18 protein-coding genes and 3 pseudogenes are annotated in these 21459 nt (G+C 64.6%); 10 read left to right on the top strand and 11 right to left on the bottom strand.

Annotated features, from left to right (window positions below; translation table 11 throughout):
* Positions 1-94 precede the first annotated feature (94 nt).
* From HB778_RS14135 to HB778_RS14130, 3 genes are read left to right on the top strand one after another with little or no spacing between them, the layout of a single operon-like run.
* Positions 95-721, top strand: a complete 627-nt coding sequence (locus HB778_RS14135; protein WP_183464425.1) for a DUF1326 domain-containing protein — start codon at positions 95-97, stop codon at positions 719-721.
* Positions 722-754: 33 nt separating this feature from the next.
* Positions 755-1069, top strand: a complete 315-nt coding sequence (locus HB778_RS42790; protein WP_280515964.1) for a DUF2182 domain-containing protein — start codon at positions 755-757, stop codon at positions 1067-1069.
* Positions 1069-1542: a DUF2182 domain-containing protein gene (locus HB778_RS14130; protein ID WP_280515963.1), complete on the top strand. Its 474-nt coding sequence runs from the start codon at positions 1069-1071 to the stop codon at positions 1540-1542. The genes HB778_RS42790 and HB778_RS14130 overlap by 1 nt, the downstream gene beginning before the upstream one ends.
* 36 nt (positions 1543-1578) lie before the next feature.
* Here the strand turns inward: HB778_RS14130 and holA are convergent, their stop codons facing one another.
* Both holA and HB778_RS14120 read right to left on the bottom strand, forming a co-directional pair.
* Positions 1579-2622, bottom strand: a complete 1044-nt coding sequence (holA, locus tag HB778_RS14125; protein ID WP_183464424.1) for a DNA polymerase III subunit delta — start codon at positions 2620-2622, stop codon at positions 1579-1581.
* An 89-nt stretch (positions 2623-2711) separates the two neighbouring features.
* Positions 2712-3578, bottom strand: coding sequence for a hypothetical protein (locus HB778_RS14120; RefSeq protein ID WP_183464423.1), 867 nt, complete (start codon positions 3576-3578; stop codon positions 2712-2714).
* 322 nt (positions 3579-3900) lie between these two features.
* Here HB778_RS14120 and HB778_RS14115 point away from each other — a divergent pair, with 322 nt between their 5' ends.
* The 6 genes and pseudogenes from HB778_RS14115 (at position 3901) to HB778_RS14090 (ending at position 11971) form a co-directional block, all read left to right on the top strand.
* Complete coding sequence (locus HB778_RS14115) at positions 3901-4971, top strand: ISAs1 family transposase (protein WP_244661578.1); 1071 nt, start codon at positions 3901-3903, stop codon at positions 4969-4971.
* Positions 4972-5600: 629 nt separating this feature from the next.
* A pseudogene (locus tag HB778_RS14110) lies at positions 5601-6834 on the top strand (3-methyl-2-oxobutanoate dehydrogenase (2-methylpropanoyl-transferring) subunit alpha).
* A gap of 3 nt (positions 6835-6837) precedes the next feature.
* Positions 6838-7851 (top strand): alpha-ketoacid dehydrogenase subunit beta, encoded by a 1014-nt coding sequence (locus tag HB778_RS14105; RefSeq protein ID WP_183464422.1) that lies wholly within the window; start codon positions 6838-6840, stop codon positions 7849-7851.
* A gap of 1 nt (position 7852) precedes the next feature.
* Entirely contained in the window at positions 7853-9166 is a 1314-nt protein-coding gene (locus HB778_RS14100; protein ID WP_183464421.1) for a dihydrolipoamide acetyltransferase family protein, read from the top strand.
* Between the two features lie 238 nt (positions 9167-9404).
* The gene (lpdA, locus tag HB778_RS14095) at positions 9405-10799 is read left to right on the top strand and encodes a dihydrolipoyl dehydrogenase (RefSeq protein ID WP_183464420.1); all 1395 of its coding nucleotides are present in this window, start codon (positions 9405-9407) and stop codon (positions 10797-10799) included.
* 101 nt (positions 10800-10900) lie between these two features.
* Complete coding sequence (locus tag HB778_RS14090; RefSeq protein WP_244661910.1) at positions 10901-11971, top strand: ISAs1 family transposase; 1071 nt, start codon at positions 10901-10903, stop codon at positions 11969-11971.
* Between the two features lie 154 nt (positions 11972-12125).
* Here HB778_RS14090 and HB778_RS14085 read toward each other — a convergent pair whose 3' ends face one another.
* Positions 12126-13229: a saccharopine dehydrogenase family protein gene (locus HB778_RS14085; protein WP_095202602.1), complete on the bottom strand. Its 1104-nt coding sequence runs from the start codon at positions 13227-13229 to the stop codon at positions 12126-12128.
* 122 nt (positions 13230-13351) lie between these two features.
* Here HB778_RS14085 and HB778_RS14080 point away from each other — a divergent pair, with 122 nt between their 5' ends.
* Positions 13352-13780, top strand: a complete 429-nt coding sequence (locus HB778_RS14080) for an Lrp/AsnC family transcriptional regulator (RefSeq protein WP_183464419.1) — start codon at positions 13352-13354, stop codon at positions 13778-13780.
* Between the two features lie 192 nt (positions 13781-13972).
* Here HB778_RS14080 and HB778_RS42785 read toward each other — a convergent pair whose 3' ends face one another.
* The 8 genes and pseudogenes from HB778_RS42785 to HB778_RS14045 form a co-directional block, all read right to left on the bottom strand.
* A complete protein-coding gene (locus HB778_RS42785) occupies positions 13973-14098 on the bottom strand; it encodes a hypothetical protein (protein ID WP_280515962.1) in 126 nt (41 codons plus the stop codon).
* Positions 14099-14151: 53 nt separating this feature from the next.
* On the bottom strand, positions 14152-14406 hold the full coding sequence (locus HB778_RS14075) for a DUF1344 domain-containing protein (protein WP_183464418.1): 255 nt from the start codon (positions 14404-14406) through the stop codon (positions 14152-14154).
* Between the two features lie 255 nt (positions 14407-14661).
* The gene (locus HB778_RS14070; protein WP_183464417.1) at positions 14662-17316 is read right to left on the bottom strand and encodes an ABC transporter permease; all 2655 of its coding nucleotides are present in this window, start codon (positions 17314-17316) and stop codon (positions 14662-14664) included.
* Between the two features lie 241 nt (positions 17317-17557).
* Positions 17558-18010, bottom strand: a pseudogene (locus HB778_RS14065) (ABC transporter ATP-binding protein); the annotation flags it as partial.
* Entirely contained in the window at positions 17988-18650 is a 663-nt protein-coding gene (locus HB778_RS14060) for an ABC transporter ATP-binding protein (protein WP_183464416.1), read from the bottom strand. The pseudogene HB778_RS14065 and the gene HB778_RS14060, both read right to left, overlap by 23 nt.
* Before the next feature lies 1 nt (position 18651).
* Complete coding sequence (locus tag HB778_RS14055) at positions 18652-19257, bottom strand: hypothetical protein (RefSeq protein WP_183464415.1); 606 nt, start codon at positions 19255-19257, stop codon at positions 18652-18654.
* A gap of 131 nt (positions 19258-19388) precedes the next feature.
* Positions 19389-20767: pseudogene (locus HB778_RS14050) on the bottom strand (ATP-binding protein).
* Positions 20764-21447 (bottom strand): winged helix-turn-helix domain-containing protein, encoded by a 684-nt coding sequence (locus tag HB778_RS14045; protein WP_183464414.1) that lies wholly within the window; start codon positions 21445-21447, stop codon positions 20764-20766. Before HB778_RS14045 ends, HB778_RS14050 begins: the two are co-directional and overlap by 4 nt.
* Positions 21448-21459: the final 12 nt, after the last annotated feature.

The raw sequence follows: 21459 nt of genomic DNA, 5'->3' as shown, positions 1-21459 counted from the left end.
GCGAGAGCTGTTTGCCATTCCTACAACAGTCGTGAAATGGCACCGCCTCGCCAAAGTGATATGCCGACGCGCCTGACGCAAGTGGGAGGTGCAAATGGCAGTCCGTTGGCAATTGTCCGGAAGCTACTTCGAAAATTGCAGCTGCGATGTCGTCTGTCCCTGCCTACTGTCCACCAATGCGCAGCTGACATCGAAGCCGACGAAAGGCGTTTGCGACGTCGGTCTGGTCTTTCATATCGATACGGGCAATTACGGCGACGTCCGATTGGATGGGCTCAGTGTCGCGATGGTCGCTCACACGCCGGGTCCGATGGCGGACGGCAATTGGACGGCCGCCGCCTATATCGACGAACGGGCCGATGACAGGCAAACCGAGGCGCTGGGTGCCATCTTTACTGGTGCCGCGGGCGGCCCGATGGCGGTGCTGGCACCCATGATCGGCACGAACCTCGGCGCCAAGAAGGTGCCGATAGACTACCGGATAGACGGCAAGAAGCGGTCGGCCGAGATTGCGGGCGTCATGCATATGGCGGTCGAGCCGCTGCCGACCATGCGCGAGGACGGGCAGATGTGGGCGGCCACCGGCCATCCCGTCAATCCCGACTGGCTCGCTCTGGCGATGGGGTCGCAAGGCAGCACATTCAGCGACCATGGCATGAGCTGGGACAATTCCCGCCGCAACGGACATTACGCCCCGATCAACTGGTCCGGCCAGCAGTAACCGGTGGCCGCATAGCACGGGACGTATCCGTCCATGGCGCAAACGTTGCAGCGATACATCATTCTCGCGCTGCTGATCGCGATCGCCGCGGCGGCATGGACCCTGCTTGTCCGGCAGCGGATGGGCATGGACGCCGACATGCGCATGGACATGCAAGCGCTCACCATGGGCATGCAGGCGCCGCTGTTTCTTGCCGTCTGGATGATCATGATGATTGCCATGATGTTTCCGACGGCGGCGCCGATGATCCTGACGTTTCACCGGGTCCAGGCCGGCAAACAGGGCCGGGGCGAGACCTTTGTCTCGAGCTGGGTGTTCGTCGCCGGGTACATGTTGGTTTGGGGGTGATGGGGGTTGTCGCCTTTGCCGGTGCGGCGGGTGCGGAGATGCTTGCCGGGCATGTGGGATTGTCGACGGCGGCGGCCGCGCGCATCGGCGGCGCGCTGCTGATGATTGCCGGCGCCTATCAACTCTCGCCGCTGAAGGATCTGTGTCTGGCCAAATGCCGCACGCCGATCGGCTTCATCCTGACCTCATGGCGCGATGGTTACTGGGGCGCGGTTCGCATGGGCCTGGAGCATGGACTTTTCTGCCTGGGCTGCTGCTGGCTTTTGTTCTTCGCCCTGTTTCCGCTCGGGATCATGAACGTCGCCGCCATGGCCGTGGTCACCTTGCTGATCTTTGCGGAAAAGACCCTGCCGTCGGGAGATAGGATCGCAAAGGTGTCGGGTGTCGCAATGCTGCTTTACGGCGCGGCGGTGCTGGTCTTTCCGCAGGCGCTGCCAACCTTCCAGCCGGCGGGCGCCATGATGATGAATTGACCAGCGCGCGGCGCCGAAAAGCGGGGGATCGCTCTCCTACCTTTGCCCCAGCCTCGCGCTTTCCACCGCAATGCCGAGCAGCGCCTGACGCGCCAGCGCGACGGACAGATCGGGCCGTTTGCGGGTCTGCAGCACCGCGGTTTGCAGCCGGGTCAGCGCGCGGCTGAGCGCGTCGCTGCTCCAGCGCTCCAACGCCTTCTCCACCAGCTTGCGCCGCGAAAAGAAAACCGGCGGGCGCGCGCCGGCAACGACCGAAGCGGCATTGCGGCCGGCAGAGTCCATCTGGACGCGCATGACCTGGATCTGCTGCAACTGCCGCATGGCCGAGGACAGCACCAGGAAGGGCGGGCCGCCGGACTGGCAGTGGCGGGTGAAGGCGGTGTCGAAGTCGCCGACCTTGCCTTCGAGCAGCGCGTCGACGGCGTCGTCGAACGAGGCGCCGGACACGTCGCCTGACATCGCTCTCACCTCTTCCAGCCCGATCTCCTTCTGGCCGTGGGCGTAAAGGATGAGCTTTTCGATCTCGCCGCGCGAGGCCAGCCGGTCGCCGCCGAGATTGCGGCGCAGCGCTTGTCTGGCCTCCAACGTCATCGATATGCCGGCCTTGCGCAGCTCATCGTCGATGACCGTGTCGATGTCGCGGGCCTCGTCGGCGTAGCAAGGCAGCGCCATGGCGTTGTCCGCGCCCTCGACCACGGCGCGCAGGCCGACACCTTTCTTCAGGTCACCGGCCTCGATCAGGATGATGGCATCCCGTGCCGGCTCCGCTGTCAGCGCCTTGACGTCCTCGGCCAGCGCCTTCTGGCCAGTGGCGTTGCGCACCCAGAGCAGCCGACGATCTGAAAACATCGGCACGGTGCGGGCTTCATCGAGCAGGCGGCCCTCGTCGCGATCGACCTCCGAACCCTCGAGCCGAACCACGGAGAACGGATCGTCGAGCGGCAGGCCGGTCTTTTCGGCAAAGGCCTTTGCGCGCTCGGAAACAAGCCCGCGATCGGGGCCGTAGAGCAGGACGATCGAGATACGCGGATCGGGCCGCGCGAGCCAGGAATCGACCTCGAAAGCTTTCTTCTGTGCCATGGTGGGTGGTTAGCATGCCACGAGCGCCGGGTGAACAAGCCCTTGGTGCCGGCCGCTATTTCTTGTCCTCGGAGGGTTGCAGGAGGCTGTCAGGGCTTGAGCATGCTATCGGCAGCCCCGAGGCGTTCGTAGTCTGTCAATGCCGCGTCGAGCGATTGGTCTTTCTTGACCGTCCATAAGGTCACCAAGGTCAGATAATTGGTGAAGGCATTCTGCTCTTTTGCGAAAATGGCGGCCAAACGAGAGTCGGTCTGAAAGAACCGATCCAGCTCCTGTTTGATCGCAACGTCGTTCTTCGCCAGCGATCCTATGGCCCATACAGCCGATGCCATCGTTAGCGTACGCATCATATCCTTGGAGGCCTGACTCTTGGGGCATCCATATTTCCAGCAAGCAGCGATAATCATGATGTTGCGGCGGCCCGGGGCCCCTGCGCCCCCGAACTTTCCCATGACAAGACCAATCCGGATCGCGTCCGCAGCCATGCCGTCACGGCTGGTTCGAAGATTTTCCAGAATATGATCGATGTAGGACAAGTCTCCAGTCGCCATGTAGGCGCCAATCAGCAGATCATTGTCCAGCGCGACCAAGACGGGCATCACCGTTCTCAGCGGCGTGACGTCGGCTGGTGCAGCATCCTCCAGCTTACGGGTCGACGCGAAACGACGCACTTCGTCTGCCAGGCCAGCTCTGCGAAGTGCGACCAGATAGAACTCAGCCGCGCGATCGGAACGCACTTCATCTAGCAGTTTTCGACGCAGCTCCGGCGCGCTGTCAAACAACGCTGCGAAAAATCCGATGATCGCTCCATTGTCGATCCGGGGCGGAGCATTGTCCAGGGTGGCGACGAGACGGTCGAGGCAGGCAGCATCCTTCGTACGATAAAAAATGCTCATGCAATCGTCTGACTTCGACTGGGCGAATGCCGGTCGACCGAGCCCGGTCAGAAATGCCATGATCGCCAAAGCGACAAAAGCTCTCGATCGTCCTTCCATGTTATTCCTCTCACGAACAATACCATCAGGATAGGTTTTGGGGGTTGGGAGGTGCAACTTGAATCGCCGGGGCGCATCGCCGCCGAAGGCAATTCACCGCGGAGCCTCAGGGCGAGGCATCGCACCGGCTTGAAATGACACGCCCGAGCCAGGTCGCCCCCCACTCCGTCGAGCTTCGCTCGAGACCTCTCCTCCGGTCGACGGGCAGGGGAATCGCATATGGCGATTTTGGGCTTGAAGTTGGTTTGAGAAGGGATTCTTTGGGAAGGCAGTCCAGCGAGGAGTGACTGCCATTACCAGCCTTGAGAGCTATTTCGGTACGGTGCCTGATCCGCGCGCGGCCAACGCCACACATCGGCTTGGCGACCTGATCGTGATGATGATCGCTGCGAGCCTGTGTGGCGCGACCAGCGCAACGGAGTTTTCGTTGTTCGCGCAAGAGCGCAAACAGGCGCTGTCGCGCTTGATCGACTATGAGGAGGCGCCTAGCCACGACACCTTCTCGCGGCTGTTGCGCCTGCTCGATCCGGAGGCCTTGGGACGGGCGTTCGCCGCCTTTGCCGCAGGCTTTGCCCAGGCACGTCAGGGTGTGGTCGCACTTGATGGCAAGGCGCTGCGGCGGGCCTATGAGAAAGGCCTTGCGGCCAGCCCGCCCCTGACGGTGTCGGCCTTTGCCAGCCAGACGCGGCTGTGTTTGGCGGCGGTCTCGCCCGGCGACGAAGACAATGAGGTCGAGGCTGCCCTCAAGGTCGTCGAACTCATTGATCTTACTGGCCGATTGGTCACGGCCGATGCCCTCCACTGCCACACGCGCATGGCCAAGGCCATCATTCAGCGCGGCGGCGACTATCTGCTCGCACTCAAGGGAAACCGCCGGCATTGGTTGGCTCGGGCCAATCAACAACTGGCCCAGACCACTCCCGCCGTCACTGAGCGGCCCGAGACCAGCCATGGCCGCAACGAATGGCGGCAGGCAGAGGTCGTGGTGGCGGCTGAACCAATGATGCCGGGGCACAAGGCCTTCATCCGCATCACCAGCCGGCGCGATCAGGCCGAGCCGCTGACGCGCCTGTTCATGGCCTCAACGCTGCTGTCGCCACAGCAGGCGATCGACCTCACCAGAGCCCATTGGCAGATCGAGAACGCACTGCACTGGATGCTCGACGTTCATCTGCACGAGGACCTCAGTCGTGCCCGCAAGGACAACGCTCCCGCCAACACCGCCCTCATCAACCGCATCGCCAGAAATATCCTTCAGGCCGCCGACATCGACAAAGTCCCCATTAGCCACCGCATCAAGAAATGCGCTTGGAATGACGACTATCTCATCCAGGCAATCGCTCATATGCGATAGCCCTGCTCCGGAGGGGGAGAGAAAAGGCGCGAGTTCGCCGACCTTGGCGCCCACCAAACCGTTCGGCGCGGTGGCGAACACAGAGGGGAGAGCTGTTACCTATGTATCCGGTTCAAACTGTTACCCATCTATCGGCTGGCAAGGCGCGAGCTCGCCGACCTTGGCGCCCTTCCTCTCCCTCCGGAGGGGAGAGGTGGCGCTGCGAAGCAGCGACGGAGTGGGGGAAGGCGGTCCTCAAATACGCCGCCGCTGACAACTCACCATCGGGCCTCGATCAGGGCGACGATCGCACCGACTTGGAGTAACAACGGCCGAGCCGGGTCGACCCCCACTCCGTCGAGCTTCGCTCGACACCTCTCCCCCGGTCGACGGGGGAGAGGAAAGGCGCGAGTTCGCCGCCCAATCGCCTTATCTGGCGGAAACCCCTGCTCAATCTTGCGCCAAATTGCGCGCCCTCACGAAACATCGACAAGAAATTTCGCGGACATATCTACATCTTGTGGGCGGGGAGGCTGGATCGGCCGTCGCGGCCGGTCCGATGCGGGAGGCCTTACCCGACGAATTCGCACTGGTCTGGCGGCGTGGATGTGCAAATATCCCTAACCAGGCAACATTGGAGGACAAAGGTCATGGCCGATGCTGGGATGTTGCGTTTCCACGTTCCGGAGCCGGAAGTGCGGCCGGGCGGCACGCCTGACTTTTCCAATGTGACCATCGCCGCTGCCGGCTCGGTGTCGCGCCCCGACATCGATGTCGATCCGCGCACCATCCGCGACATGGCCTTCTCGATCATCCGTGTGCTGAACCGCGATGGCGAGGCGGTCGGGCCGTGGGCCGGGCTGCTCTCCAACGAAGAGCTGCTGGAAGGCCTGCGCCATATGATGACGCTCAGGACCTTCGACGCCCGCATGCAGATGGCGCAGCGCCAGGGCAAGACCTCCTTCTACATGCAGCATCTCGGCGAAGAGGCAGTGAGCTGCGCCTTCCGCAAGGCGCTCGATCCGGGCGACATGAATTTCCCGACCTATCGCCAAGCCGGCCTGCTCATCGCCGACGGCTATCCAATGGTCACCATGATGAACCAGATCTATTCCAACGAGGCCGACCCGCTGAAAGGCCGGCAACTGCCGATCATGTATTCGTCGAAGGAGCACGGCTTCTTCTCCATCTCCGGCAATCTGGCGACGCAATACATCCAGGCGGTCGGCTGGGCGATGGCCTCGGCGATCTCGAACGATTCGAAGATCGCCGCGGCCTGGATCGGCGACGGCTCGACGGCGGAATCCGATTTTCATTCGGCCCTGGTGTTCGCCTCCACCTACAAGGCGCCGGTCGTGCTCAATGTCGTCAACAACCAATGGGCGATCTCGACTTTTCAGGGCATCGCACGCGGCGGCTCCGGCACGTTCGCGGCGCGGGGCCTCGGCTTCGGCATCCCGTCGCTGCGCGTCGACGGCAATGATTATCTCGCCGTCCATGCGGTGGCGAAGTGGGCGGCCGAGCGGGCGCGGAAGAATCTCGGGCCGACGCTGGTCGAATATGTCACCTACCGCGCCGGCGCCCATTCGAGCTCGGACGATCCTTCCGCCTACCGGCCAAAGACCGAATCCGATGCCTGGCCGCTCGGCGACCCGATCGTGCGGCTGAAGAACCATCTGATTGGGCTCGGCGTGTGGTCAAACGAGCGGCATGCGCAGGCCGAGGCGGAAATCCTCGATACGGTGATCGCGGCACAGAAGGAGGCGGAGAGCCACGGCACGCTGCATGCCGGCGGCAAGCCGTCGACGCGCGACATGTTCGAGGGGCCTCTATGCCGAGATGCCGCCGCATCTCAGGCGCCAGCGTCAGCAGGCGGGAGTCTGAGCCATGCCAAGACGGACCATGATCGAGGCCATTCGTGATGCCATGGATGTGTCGATGGGGCGCGACGAGAAAGTCGTCGTCTTCGGCGAGGATGTCGGCTTCTTCGGCGGCGTTTTCCGTTGCACGCAGGGCCTGCAGGCCAAATACGGCAAGAGCCGCTGCTTCGACGCGCCGATCAACGAATCCGGCATTGTCGGCTCGGCCATCGGCATGGCTGCCTACGGGCTGAAACCCTGCGTGGAAATTCAATTTGCCGACTATATGTATCCGGCCTATGACCAGCTGACCCAGGAAGCAGCGCGCCTGCGCTACCGCTCGAACGGCGATTTCACCTGCCCGATCGTGGTGCGCATGCCGACCGGCGGCGGCATTTTTGGCGGCCAGACGCACAGCCAGAGCCCGGAAGCTTTGTTCACCCACGTCTCCGGCTTGAAGACGGTGGTGCCGTCCAATCCGCATGATGCCAAGGGGCTCTTGATCGCGGCGATCGAGGATCCCGATCCGGTCATTTTTCTCGAGCCGAAACGGCTCTACAACGGTCCGTTCGACGGCCATCACGACCGGCCAGTGACGCCCTGGTCGAAGCATGAGCTCGGCGAAGTCGCGGATGGTCACTACACCGTGCCGCTCGGCAAGGCGGCGATCCGCCGGGCCGGCTCGGCGATCACCGTGCTCGCCTATGGCACCATGGTCTATGTCGCGCAGGCCGCGGCCGAAGAGACCGGCATCGATGCCGAGATCATCGATCTGAGGACGCTCTTGCCGCTCGACCTCGACGCCATCGTTGCGTCGGTGAAGAAGACCGGGCGCTGCGTCGTCGTGCATGAGGCGACGCTGACTTCCGGCTTTGGCGCCGAGCTGTCGGCGCTGGTGCAGGAAAACTGTTTTTATCATCTGGAAGCGCCGGTGGCGCGGGTCGCCGGTTGGGACACGCCCTATCCGCATGCGCAGGAGTGGGACTATTTTCCGGGGCCCGCCCGCGTCGGTCGCGCCCTCATAGAAACCATGGAGGCCTGACATGGGCGAGCACATCATCAAGCTGCCCGATGTCGGCGAGGGTGTCGCCGAGGCCGAACTGGTCGAATGGCACGTCAAGATCGGCGACATTGTGCGCGAGGACACGGTGCTTGCCGCCGTCATGACCGACAAGGCGACGGTCGAGATTCCGTCGCCGGTCGATGGCGAGATCCTGTGGCTGGGCGCCGAGATCGGCGACACCGTTGCGATCGGTTCGCCGATCGTGCGGCTGAAAGTGGCGGGTGAGGGCAATGTAAAGCCGCAGAGTGGTGAGGTGGAAGCGGTGGCTGCCGAACCGCCGACCAAGCTTCCGACGCCGAAGCCCGAGAGCGCCGCGCCGAGCGCGAAGGCCCCGCCAAAGGTCGCTGCTCCGGAGACGAAATCCGCCCCGGCCGTCTCGAAAAGCACCGGACGTCCGTCCGTCTCCGGCGCCCCGCGCCCGGAGGGTGAAAAGCCGTTGGCGTCGCCTGCCGTGCGGCTACGGGCGAGAGAAGCCGGCATCGATCTGAGGCAAGTCGCGGGAAGTGGCCCGGCCGGGCGCATCGGCCATGAGGACATCGAGGCGTTCCTGGCACGCGGCCCGCAGGTCGCCAAGGCATCGGGCCTCGCCCGCAACGATGCCGTCGAGGACATCAAAGTGGTGGGCTTGCGGCGCAAGATCGCCGAGAAGATGACGCTGTCCAAGTCGCGCATCCCGCACATCACCTATGTCGAGGAGATCGACGTCACCGCGCTCGAAGACTTGCGCGCCGCGCTCAACAAGGAGAAGCGGGCCGACAGGCCGAAGCTGACGCTGCTGCCGTTCCTGATGCGGGCGATGGTCAAGGCGATCGCGGACCAGCCCCAGCTCAATTCGCTGTTCGACGACGAGGCCGGCATCATCCACCAGCATGGCGGCATTCATATCGGCATCGCCGCGCAGACGCCGTCAGGGCTGGTGGTGCCTGTCGTCAAGCATGCTGAGGCGCGCGACATCTGGGATTGCGGCGCCGAGGTCAACAGGCTGGCCGAGGCCGCCAAGTCCGGCACGGCGACACGTGACGAGCTGTCCGGCTCGACCATCACCATCACCTCGCTCGGCGCCATGGGCGGCATCGCGACCACGCCGGTCATCAACCATCCGGAAGTGGCGATCATCGGCGTCAACAAGATGATGGTGCGGCCGATGTGGGACGGCACGCAGTTCATCCCACGCAAGATGATGAACCTGTCGTCGAGCTTCGACCACCGGGTGATCGACGGCTGGGACGCCGCGGTGTTCGTGCAGCGCATCAAGGCGCTGCTGGAAACGCCGGCGCTGATTTTCGTGGATTGAGGGCGATGGCGATGGGGTTGGTGGCGAAGCGCGAGGCGTCGAGATCCAGGCTCCCCCTTCTCCCCTTGTGGGAGAAGGTGTCGCCGAAGGCGACGGATGAGGGGTGCTCCAGGGAACGCCGACGCCTCACTCCGCTGGAACACCCCTCAACCGTCTCGGCGCTGACGCGCCGATCCACCTTCTCCCACAAGGGGAGAAGGGAAGGCGTGCGGCCGCCATCGCCGAAAGGATTGCCAACATGAAAGAAATCTCCTGCAAGCTGCTCGTCATCGGCGCCGGTCCGGGCGGTTATGTCTGCGCCATCCGTGCCGGCCAGCTCGGCGTCGACACGGTGATCGTCGAAGCCGGCAAACCGGGCGGCACCTGCCTCAATGTCGGCTGCATCCCCTCCAAGGCGCTGATCCATGCGGCGGAGGAGTTCGAGAAGGTCGCGCACATGGCCGGCGGCAAGAGCCCGCTCGGCATTTCGGTCTCGGCACCCGTGCTCGACCTCGGCAAAACCGTCGCCTGGAAGGACGGCATCGTCAGCCGGCTCAACAGCGGCGTCGCTGGTCTGTTGAAGAAGGCCGGGGTGAAGACGGTTCATGGCTGGGCGACGTTCCGTGACGGCAAGACCGTCGAGGTCGAGACCGAGACGGGAAGCCAGGTGATCCGAGCCGAAACGATCGTCATCGCCACCGGCTCGGCGCCGGTCGAATTGTCGTTCCTGCCCTTTGGCGGTCCTGTGATCTCGTCCACCGATGCGCTGGCTTTGAGTGCGGTCCCCAAGAAACTTGCGGTGGTCGGCGGCGGCTATATCGGGCTTGAGCTTGGCATGGCCTTTGCCAAGATGGGCGCCGACGTCACCGTGGTCGAGGCCTTGCCACGCGTGCTGGCGCAGTATGATGCCGAGCTGACCCGGCCGGTGGTCAAGCGGCTCGCCGCGCTCGGTATCGAGGTGATGACAGGGGCCAAGGCCAAGGGATTGTCGACCAAGGGCGACGCGCTGCTGGTCGAGACCGCGGACGGCAAGAATGCCAAGGTCGCCGCCGACAAGATCCTGGTGACAGTCGGACGCAAGCCGGTGACGGAGGGCTGGGGCCTCGACCAGATCGACCTCGATATGGCAGGCAAATTCATCAAGATCGACGACCAGTGCCGCAGCTCGATGCGCGGCATTTTTGCCATCGGCGACGTCACCGGCGAGCCGATGCTGGCGCATCGGGCGATGGCGCAAGGCGAAATGGTCGCCGAGATCGTCGCCGGCCACAAGCGCAGCTGGGACAAGCGTTCAATCCCCGCCGTCTGCTTCACCGATCCGGAACTGGTGACGGCGGGGCTGTCGCCGGAAGAGGCCAAGGCTCAGGGTGAGATCAAGATCGGGCTGTTCCCGTTCGCCGCCAATGGGCGGGCGATGACGAAGCTCGGCGAAGATGGTTTCGTCCGCGTCGTGGCGCGGGCGGACAACCATCTGGTGCTCGGCATCCAGGCGGTCGGGCAGGGCGTGTCGGAGCTGGCGGCGTCGTTTGGCCTGGCGCTTGAGATGGGCGCGCGGCTGGAGGATATCGCCGGAACCATCCATGCGCATCCGACGCAGGGCGAGGGATTCCAGGAAGCGGCGCTGAAGGCGCTCGGGCACGCGCTGCATATTTGAGAGTGTGATCTCCCCCTCGAGGGCAGGGGAATCGCATATGGCGATTTTGGGCTTGAAGTTGGTTTGAGAAGGGATTCTTTGGGAAGGCAGTCCAGCGAGGAGTGACTGCCATTACCAGCCTTGAGAGCTATTTCGGTACGGTGCCTGATCCGCGCGCGGCCAACGCCACACATCGGCTTGGCGACCTGATCGTGATGATGATCGCTGCGAGCCTGTGTGGCGCGACCAGCGCAACGGAGTTTTCGTTGTTCGCGCAAGAGCGCAAACAGGCGCTGTCGCGCTTGATCGACTATGAGGAGGCGCCTAGCCACGACACCTTCTCGCGGCTGTTGCGCCTGCTCGATCCGGAGGCCTTGGGACGGGCGTTCGCCGCCTTTGCCGCAGGCTTTGCCCAGGCACGTCAGGGTGTGGTCGCACTTGATGGCAAGGCGCTGCGGCGGGCCTATGAGAAAGGCCTTGCGGCCAGCCCGCCCCTGACGGTGTCGGCCTTTGCCAGCCAGACGCGGCTGTGTTTGGCGGCGGTCTCGCCCGGCGACGAAGACAATGAGGTCGAGGCTGCCCTCAAGGTCGTCGAACTCATTGATCTTACTGGCCGATTGGTCACGGCCGATGCCCTCCACTGCCACACGCGCATGGCCAAGGCCATCATTCAGCGCGGCGGCGACTATCTGCTCGCACTCAAGAGAAACCGCCGGCATTGGTTGGCTCGGGCCAATCAACAACTGGCCCAGACCACTCCCGCCGTCACTGAGCGGACCGAGACCAGCCATGGCCGCAACGAATGGCGGCAGGCAGAGGTCGTGGTGGCGGCTGAACCAATGATGCCGGGGCACAAGGCCTTCATCCGCATCACCAGCCGGCGCGATCAGGCCGAGCCGCTGACGCGCCTGTTCATGGCCTCAACGCTGCTGTCGCCACAGCAGGCGATCGACCTCACCAGAGCCCATTGGCAGATCGAGAACGCACTGCACTGGATGCTCGACGTTCATCTGCACGAGGACCTCAGTCGTGCCCGCAAGGACAACGCTCCCGCCAACACCGCCCTCATCAACCGCATCGCCAGAAATATCCTTCAGGCCGCCGACATCGACAAAGTCCCCATTAGCCACCGCATCAAGAAATGCGCTTGGAATGACGACTATCTCATCCAGGCAATCGCTCATATGCGATAGCCCTGCCCTCGAGGGGGAGATGGCCGGCAGGCCAGAGGGGGTCGGTTCGACTGGACGCGACCTTCTTGCGACGGAGGAAGCTGGCGCTCTACGCGCGGCGACCCCCTCTGTCGCCTTCGGCGATATCTCCCCCTCGAGGGGGGAGATTAAAAGCTCAGCTCGCGAGCCGGCTCACCATCTCGTGCTGGGCATAAGCCCGTCCAAAACGGTTCGCCAGAAACGCATCCAGCGCGATGTCCTCCTGCTTGACGAAGCCGGTGGCCGGCAGGCTGCCGTCGGCCAGCATGTCGAGCACGGCACAGATGCCGGACGCCGTGGTGATCTGGATGGCGCTGCGGACCTGGTTGCCGACGCGCTGCGAGTAGATCTTGTTGGCGTAGGTTTCCTGCAGCAGGCGGCCGTTGCGGCGGCCGGAGACGGTGACGAAGACGATCACCACGTCCTGCAGCGTCGCCGGCAGGGCACTTTCGAAAATGTCCTTCAGCACGTCGCGGCGATGGCGCAGCCCAAGATCGTTGAGCAGCGCCTTCATGATGGCGGCATGGCCGGGATAGCGGATGGTGCGGTAGTTCAGCGTGCGCACCTTGCCCTTCAGCGTCTCGGCCAGCGTGCCAAGCCCGCCTGAGGTGTTGAACGCCTCATAGGTGACGCCGTCGAGCGAGAATTCCTCGCGCTCCTCCAGTGGCGGCACTTCGATCAGCTCGCCCTCGACGATCGCCTCGCAGGGTTCGCAGTATTCGTTGATGACGCCGTCGGTGCTCCAGGTGAGGTTGTAGTTCAGTGCGTTGGACGGGTATTGCGGCAGCGCGCCGACGCGCATGCGCACGCTTTCCAGCGTGTCGAAGCGGCTGGCGAGATCGTTGGCGACGATCGAGATGAAACCCGGGGCCAGCCCGCATTGCGGGATGAAGGCGCTCTTGCCCGAACGCGCCAGCTCCTTGACGCGCCGGGTCGAGACGACATCCTCGGTCAGGTCGAGATAGTGGACGCCGGCGCTGGCCGCTGCTTCAGCGATGCGCGTGGTGAGGTGGAAGGGGGCGGCGCTGAGCACCGCGAACTTGCCGGCCAAGGCTGCCTCAAGCGTGCCGGGAGCGGCAATGTCGAGTTCAAGCGTCTCGACGCCGGCGGGCACTTCGGCCGCGGCGAGCTGAGCCGCCGAGCGGTCGACGAGGGTGACGCGGTAGTCGCCCGTTGCGGCGAGCATCCCGGCGATGGTCGAGCCGATCTTGCCGGCGCCGACGATAACGATGTTGTTCATGGTCAAATACCCCTGCCAAATTCGAATTGGCGGAATCATCGCAGCTTGCCTGTCGAAAGGAAGCGTGAAATCTGGCAGAGTGAACCCTATCTTTAGTCGATCTGCCGAAGGGATTCGTCGAAATGCTCAGTGAAGCCGAACAGGCGCTGCTTTCCCTGCTGCGTTCCAACGCGCGCGCCTCGACGGCGGAACTGGCGCGGCAGCTGGGTGTGTCGCGCACCACGGTGCAGAGCCGGATCGAGCGGCTGGAACAGCGCGGCATCATATCGGGCTACGGCGTCAAGCTCTCTGCGGACTATGAGCAGGGGCTGGTCAAGGCGCATGTGCTGCTGACCGTGACGCCCAAGCTCGCCGACAAGGTGGTGCGGGCTCTGCAGGCGCTGCCGCCGGTCAGGACGCTGCACTCCGTCAGCGGCAATTTCGACATGATCGTCATCGTCGACGCGCCGTCGATCCGCGACCTCGACGCGCTGCTCGACCAGATCGGCGCCATGGACGGGGTCGAGCGGACCTCGTCATCGATCATCCTGTCGACGCGCATCGATCGGTGAGTGGGCTTCTCAAGGCTTGGGTTCCTCGCCCCCGCCAGAGGCGGGGGAGAGGTGGCCGCGAAGCGGACGGAGAGGGGGCTTTCGTAGGGCGGTCCCCTCTCCGTCGCGGCTTCGCCGCGCCACCTCTCCCCACTTTCGTGGGGCGAGGAACCCAAGCTGGAACGGGTCGCCTTCCTTCTGCCTTGCGCGGATCTACGCCAGCGGAAAACTCACCACCACCGCCAGGCCCGGCTCGCGATCCCCGAGCGCAATCGACGCGCCGTGCAGATCGGCGATGGCCCTGACCAGGCTGACGCCGCCGCCGGTGCGCCCCGGCATGTTGCGTTGCGCACGGCGGAGGACCGAGCCGCTCCCGGCTCGTCCCATTTCCTCTATTTCGCCGGCTGGATGCTAGATGCCGCCAGCTTGCCGGCCCGGGTCGAATAGGTCACCACCACCTTCTCGCCAACCTTCAGCGTTTCGGCCTCGATGCCTTCCGGCAGGACGAAGGTCTTGCCGTCGGAAAGCGTGATCGAGTCGCCCTTCTTGTCGATGCTGGCAATGGTGCCGGTGGCCGCCTTGGCAAAAGCACCGGTCGAGGATACGACGGCGAGTATCAATGCGGCTGCGATAGCTGACTTGTTCATGGTCTTTTTCCCGTTTGACTTGGTTGTGGAGCCGCTGGCTATTGGCCTGGAGCGGCTCCGGTATCCGGGCCGTTTGGTCGCCGGATCTGTCTCTTCGTCTTGACGCAATTCCCAAGGGAAGCGCTCCGCGCCTTTCCCGGGAAAACCGCACCGCGCTTTTCCTGGAATTGCTCTCGCGAGAGACAAAACCAGCTTAGGCCGTGGAGTTGTCGATGGGCTGGCCGCAAGTTTACAAATAGGTAATCGACGCCCAGCTCACAGGTCGCGCAACTGTTCCGCTGCCTGTCCCGCCGATGGCCTGGCGGACCAAACGGCGGCAGCCACCGAAGCGGCGACGAGGCCGAGCATGACCGCCAGATAAAGCCAGGGGATCGACAGCGCTTCGGGTGGCGGATCGAAAACGCCGGTCAACAGCTTGACCAGCATCCATGCCGTCAGCAGGCCCGAAAGCAGGCCGAACGTCATGCCGCCGACGAGGATCAGCAGACCTTCGCTCCACAGGAAGGCCGCGAGCTGGCGCGGTTTGGCGCCGATAGCGGCGAGAATGGCGAAAGGCCGGCGACGCTCGAGGAACCCCAGCGCCAGCATCAGCCCGGCGGCGGCCGCGGCCATGACGACCGCGAAGCCCAGTTCGATTGTCGTCAATCCGCCGAGATCGACCGCGGTCAGGCTCGAGCCGATGAGATGTGCCGCCTGGCCGATATCGGTCACCTTCAGCGACGGATCGGAAGTGAGTGCTGACGCAGCCTGCCGCGCCAGCGCGGCAGGATCCGCTTTGGATCGCATGAGCACGTATTCGGATGCATCGGAGCCGGTCATGCGGGCCACGTAGGCCGAATTGGCGACAAGGAAGGAATCCTTTGGCGCGGCCGGAAATTCGCGGGCGACGCCGATGAACTTGAAGGCCACGGGATGATACTGGTGATCCCTGGCATCGATGAGCCGCAAATTGATCGTATCGCCTTGCTGGAGCTGGAAATCCTGTACGGTCTCTTCCGATACCAGGACACCGTCCGGCGTCGCGGCGAGCAGGGCGAGCGTGCCGGCCGCGCTGGCGCCACTGAAATAGGCATCGGAAAGACCAGTGGCGCGCCCGATGCGGGCGGGATCGATGCCGTAGAGGTCCTGCAGGTCCGCCCCGACATAGGCGAAACGATGTTGCATGGGCTCGGCCGCCGCCGTTTCAGGCAGCGAGGCCAGAGCCACAAGGTGGGCTCCGGCCGGTCTGTCCGTCGTGCCGAAGACGGTGACATCGGAGCCGTTCGTCAGCTCGGCGTCGATGCGCGCCTGGGCATTGTAGGTGGTGTTGAAGATGGCGGTCGACGTGGCGAAGGAGATGGCCAGCGCGGTCATCGCAATGCCGATCGTCAGCCGCCCCGCTTGCCGCGAGAGAGCGGCCGATACAACGGGCGCCAGTGGTCCCGATGCCGGGGCAATGATCATGCGCAGGAGCGCGCCATTGCCGGCGATGACCGCGGCCGACAGCCTGATCGTCAGCAATGCCATGCCGAGCCAGAACAGAGCCGGCGCGATGAATGCCTTGTAGTCCACCGATATCGCCGCCACGCCTTCGGGCGCCAGCACGATCTGGTATCCGGTGCTCGCCGATTGCCAGAAGAACAATCCCGCCGTCGCGAGCAGCAGGATGTCCAGCCACAAGCGCTGCCAGAGCGGCGCTCTCGGCCGGCTCACGGTGCGCCGCACCGCCGTCACGGTCGCCCAGCGCGCGTCCCGCCAGGCCGGATAGAGAAAGGCGATGAACCCGACCAGCAGCCCGAAGGAGGCGACAAGCAGCAGCGTCGGCACGTTGACGCCAAGCACTGCCTCGAGACCTGGAACGATGATGGCGGCCAGCGATGCCGCGGCTATGCCAATCGCGGTGCCCGCGATGGCGGCGACGGCGGCTTCCGCGGCGGACAGCAACAGGATGTCCTTGATCGTCGCGCCGCGGACGCGAAGCAGCGCCTGCTCCGTGCGCCGGCGTGCCGCGCCGGACGCGGTGACGGCAAAGGTGAGCGCAACGGCCAGCGCGACGCCGGGCAGCCCGAGAAACAGGAACAGCACCGAGGCGTACAGCGCATCCTCGCGGACCGCCCCGAGGCGCGAGCCGAGATTGTCGGCGACCAGGGCCTGGCCGGCGACCCGCGCCTCGAGATTGTGCTGGGCGGTGGTGACGAAAGTATAGGCCGTGACGGGATCCGGCGGCAGCGCTTCGTGGGCAAGGCGCACATGCAACTGCAGCCGGGTGGTGTCGGGGCGCGCCTTCTGCTGCGGATCGAACACTTGCCGCCAGGTCTCCAGCGGCAGGATGAGGACGTTGTCGGGTGGAGCCTGCGGCGCGGCCTGCGGTGGCAGGCCGACAGCCTGGAACAAAGCGTCGGCGTCCGGGAGGTCGACCACGCCGGCAATCCTGACCTCGGCCGGCGGCAGGCCGATCCGCTGGATCGAGACCGTGTCGCCGGGACCGACATGGAGGTTGGCGGCTGTCTGCTGGGCAATCAGCGCGCCGTCGAGGGTGCCGGAAAGCGGGCGGATCTCCGCCGGAAAATTGCTGGAATATCGGCTGTCGAAAGCAACCGCCTGGCCTGGCCCCGTGGTCTGGGTCGTGCCGCCGGTTCGGGCCTCGAAACCGGCGACATCGGCATAGCGGACCTGATGTACTGTTTTGACGGGAGCAGCTTCGCTCAGCGCCTTGCCGACGAGGTCCGGATCGGCACCGGAAATCACTTGCACCTGCCAGTCGATTGGAACCGCCGACACGGCGCGGGCGGTCATCGATGCACCGGCGTTGGCGAGGAAGAGCGCCATTGCCGCGAGCAGGGCGACCGTCAGCGCGATGCCGGCGGCAGCACCGGCGACGCGCAGGAAACGGCGGGCAAGCACACCACGAATCCACAGCAGGACCATCATGCGGCAGCTGCCCCGGCCGGCGGCCGGTGACGAGCCGGCCGTGATCCATCGTCCAGCGCGCCGCCATGCGGTTGGCCACGGCTTCGTCATGCGTGGCAACGACCAGGGCGATGTCGGTGCCTTCCAGGTGGTCGAACACGGCGTCGAAGAAACGCAGCGCCGTTCGGCTGTCCAGCTGCCCGGTCGGCTCATCGGCAAGCACAAGCTTCGGACCCATGGCCAAAGCGCGCGCCATGGCAATACGCTGGGCCTGGCCGCCGGACAGTTCCTCCGGCAGCTTGTCGCCGAGTTCGCCAAGACCGAACGATTGCAGAAGCGATGCCGCGATATCATTGGCGCCGACATTCTCGCCGGCCAGCAGCATGGGCAGGCCGACATTCTGGACAGCGGTAAGGGCGGGAAACAGGCTGGGCGACTGGAATACGAAGCCGATCTGGCGCGGCCTCAGGGTTTCGAATGAACCGAGACCGGGCCATTCGACGCTACCGGCCGTCGGCCGGTCGAGGCCACCAAGAATATGCAGCAGTGTCGTCTTGCCGCTGCCCGAAGGTCCGACGAGCGCGATGCGTGCACCCGAGCCGATCTCGCAGTCGACATTGCGCAGCACGCTGATCCGACCGGCGTTGCCGTCCCGGAAGTCCCGCCCGAGGCCCTTTGCGACGACGAGCGTTTCAGCCACGGGCGATCCTCCCATCCTTCAGCCTGATGATGCGATCGGCCCTCTGCGCCAACGCCTTGCTGTGGGTGGCCAGCAGCGTTGCCAGTCCGGCGTCGCGCCTCGCCTCGAAATGAGCGATCAGCCGGGATTCGGTCTCGCTATCGACTTCCGCGGTCGGCTCGTCGGCAATCAGGATCGGCGGGTCGGCGGCCAGCGCCACGGCAAGGCCGGCGCGCGCCGTCTCGCCGCCGGACAGCTGTGTCGGAAAAGCGCGGGCGCGATGCGAAAGCCCGACACTTTCCAGCAGGCTGGCCATTCGCCGGTCGTCCGGCTTGTTCGCCAGCAGCATTTGCAATCGAAGGTTCTGCTCAACGCTCAAGTGGCCAAACAGGTTTCCCGACTGCAGCAGAATGCCGAAGCTGGCGGCGCGAACGCGCGTGCGCTGCGCCTCCGGTCGCCGGGTCAGCCGGACGCCGCCCACCTCGACATAGCCGCCATCCGGTTCATCGAGGCCAGTCACGCAGGCCAGCAAGGTGGATTTGCCGCTGCCGGACGGTCCGGCCAGGGCGACGATCTCGCCGGCGGCGACGTGGAAACTGACGCCCCGCAAGGCGGCCGTCTCGTCGTCGCCCAAGTGGAAGAAGCGATAGAGTTCATGCGCGTCCAACGCGTGCATCTCATTTCCACCGGAACGAGCTGGACATCAGCTGCCACTGGTCGACATTGTCGGCGCCCTTGGGTGCATAGAGCTCTAGCGCGACGAGCTTGCCGTCCTTGAAATAGAGGTAGCGCTCGTTTTCGAGGCGAACCTGCCGGTTGGTGACCGCATTCGGCTCGGAGTTCGAGGTGTAGACGATGCGGATCGCGGTGCCGGCCGGCAGCTTGACCTGCTTGACGGCACTCACCTGCACGGCGCGACCGGATGCCTGGAGCTTGGCGACATAGTCCGCCTTGGCGCTGTCGACGGTGGGCGCGGCGTCAGCCTTGGAAACCGAGACCACGACGCCATCCAGCTTGTCGACGAAGCTGGCGCCGTCGGCACGGTCCGACCGTGCCCAGCCTTCCGGCACCTTCAGCGCGAACCCTTGCGGCGAGGTATAGTCGATAAAGACCTGCGAATCGGGAATGTCGCCCGGCGGGTTCTTCTCCGGCTGGACGGGCTTCTCGGCGGCCAAAGCCGGCAGGCTGCCAAGCACCGAAACCATGACGGCTGTCGTGCCCAGGCACGCCGCGACGGCGAGAGCGGGCAACACGCCGGCGGTTTTCTGAAAGAAGCTTTTCATTTTCCGCGGCCTTTCGATGGACGGTCAGGTCCATTCATTATGCCGCTGCAAGCTTACGGGCGGGTCGCCGGCCTCATACGCTTTGGTAAGCTATTGGCGCTTTGGTAAGTTTCCGGCACCAGCTCACGACCCTATGACGCCGCCGATCTTACCAGCGGAAAGCTCACCACCACGGCGAGGCCGGGCTGACAATCGTCAAGGGCGATGGATGCGCCGTGCAAATCGGCAATGGCCCGCACCAGGCTGAGGCCAAGGCCGTTGCCTGGCGTCGAGCGGCTATGGTCCAGCCGGTAGAGCCGCTGAAACACTTTTTCGCGCTCGTCGGCGGCAATGCCGGGGCCGTTGTCGGCGACCGTGGCAAGGACATGCTCGCCCTGGCGCGCCACCGAAAGTCTGATCGCCGTGCCGGGGGGCAATGGCGCAGCGCATTCTCGACCAGATTGGCGAACATCTGCGTCAACAGTTCCCGATCGCCATGAATCGGGTCTGCTGTTTCACGCAATTGCGTCGATGCCAACGACTTTCCGTCATCCTCGGCAACGTCGGTGTAGATCTCGGCGATGGTTTCCAGCACCTCGCCGAGATCGAGATCGGTGAAGCGCGCCTTGCGGGCTCCGGCCTCGATCTGGGCGATCCGCAACAGCGCATCGAAGGTTTCGTTGATCTGATGGCCCTCGGCGCGCGCGTCGGCGAGATCATCGGAGACGTCCTGTTCCCGCGCGGCCTTGTAGGCGGCGCCCTCCAGGATCATCTGCAGGCGGTTGAGCGGCGTCTTCAGATCGTGCGCGATGTTGGCGCTGACCTGTTTCATTCCGTCGACCAGCGCCGACAGGCGGTCGAGGGCGGCATTGACCTGGCCGGAGACGACATCGATGTCGTCGCCATTGCCGGTCAGCGGAATGCGGGTGTCCAGCCGGCCATGCGAGACATCGACCATGGTGGCGGCAATGCCGTCGAGACGGCGCTGGACGCGCGAGGCCAGCAGCGCGCCGCCGGTGACCGCCAGGCCGGTGATGATCAGGGTGGCCCAGCCGAAACTCATCATTGCCACCGTTTCCAGCTCCTCGGTTTCGGAAAGGCTGAAGGCGACCGTCAGATTGTTGCCGCCGACCGAGCCGGAAAAGGCGCGATACTCCGTATCCGGCGGCACGCCCGGCAATACGGCGTCGAACGCCGAGAACCCGTCGGGAAGCCCGGCGGCGGTGAAGTTGCCGGCCAGGTGGTTTCCGGCCGGGTCGGTCAGCGAAAACAGCTGTTCCTTCTTCGGGCTGAGCTTTGCATGGCTTTCGATCGTGGCGACAAGGTCCTCCAGATCGTTCCCGGAATAGGTGGCGGCGACGACCGAATAGGTTTCCTTGATGGTCTCGTCGAGCCGCTCGGCAAGATCGGCGCTCATCATCTGGTAGACGATGGCGCCCGACAGCACGAAGGCCAGCATGAACAGGAAGCCGAATGTCAGCGCGAGCCGGAACGGCGTGCTGCGCAGCAGGCGAGACCAGGTTCCGGTCATGGCGCGAGCGGAGCGTGCAGGCTGTAGCCGGTGTTGCGGATGGTGTGGATGAGCTGGGTCTCGAACGGCTTGTCGATCTTGGCGCGCAGCCGGCTGATATGGGTCTCGACAACGCTGGTCTTGGGGTCGAAATGAAAGTCCCAGACGCGCTCCAGAAGCATGGTGCGGGTGATGACACGGCCTTCGCCGCGCATCAGCACCTCGAGCAGGCTGAATTCGCGCGGCTGCAGGTCGATCGGCTGGCCCTGGCGGGTGACGCGCCGCATGATGAGGTCCATTTCGAGGTCGCCGACCCGCAGAACCGTCTTCTGTTCCTGTGCCGCCGGCCGCCGGCCGAGCGCATGGATGCGGGCAAGCAGCTCGGAAAAGGCGAAGGGCTTGACCAGATAGTCGTCGCCACCGGCCTCCAGGCCCTCGACGCGGTCGTCGATGCCGCCGATGGAGGTGAGGAAGATCGCTGGCGTGCGCACGCCCGCGGCGCGCGCCGCCTTGACCATCGACAGGCCGTCGAGGCCCGGGATCATCCGGTCGGCGATGATCACGTCGTAATTGTCCCGGGTAGCGGCGAAAAGCGCGTCATGGCCGTTGCGCAGGAGGTCGCAGACATGACCGGCCTCGGTCAGTCCCCTGACGATATAGTCCGCCGTCCTGTGGTCGTCCTCGACGAGAAGAAGTCGCATCGCTGTTCCGGT

It is taken from the genome of Mesorhizobium huakuii (genome assembly GCF_014189455.1).
GTDB classification, from domain to species: Bacteria; Pseudomonadota; Alphaproteobacteria; order Rhizobiales; family Rhizobiaceae; genus Mesorhizobium; species Mesorhizobium huakuii_A.
Note: the sequence above shows the minus strand (reverse complement) of the source record. Positions and strands in the feature narration are given on the sequence as shown.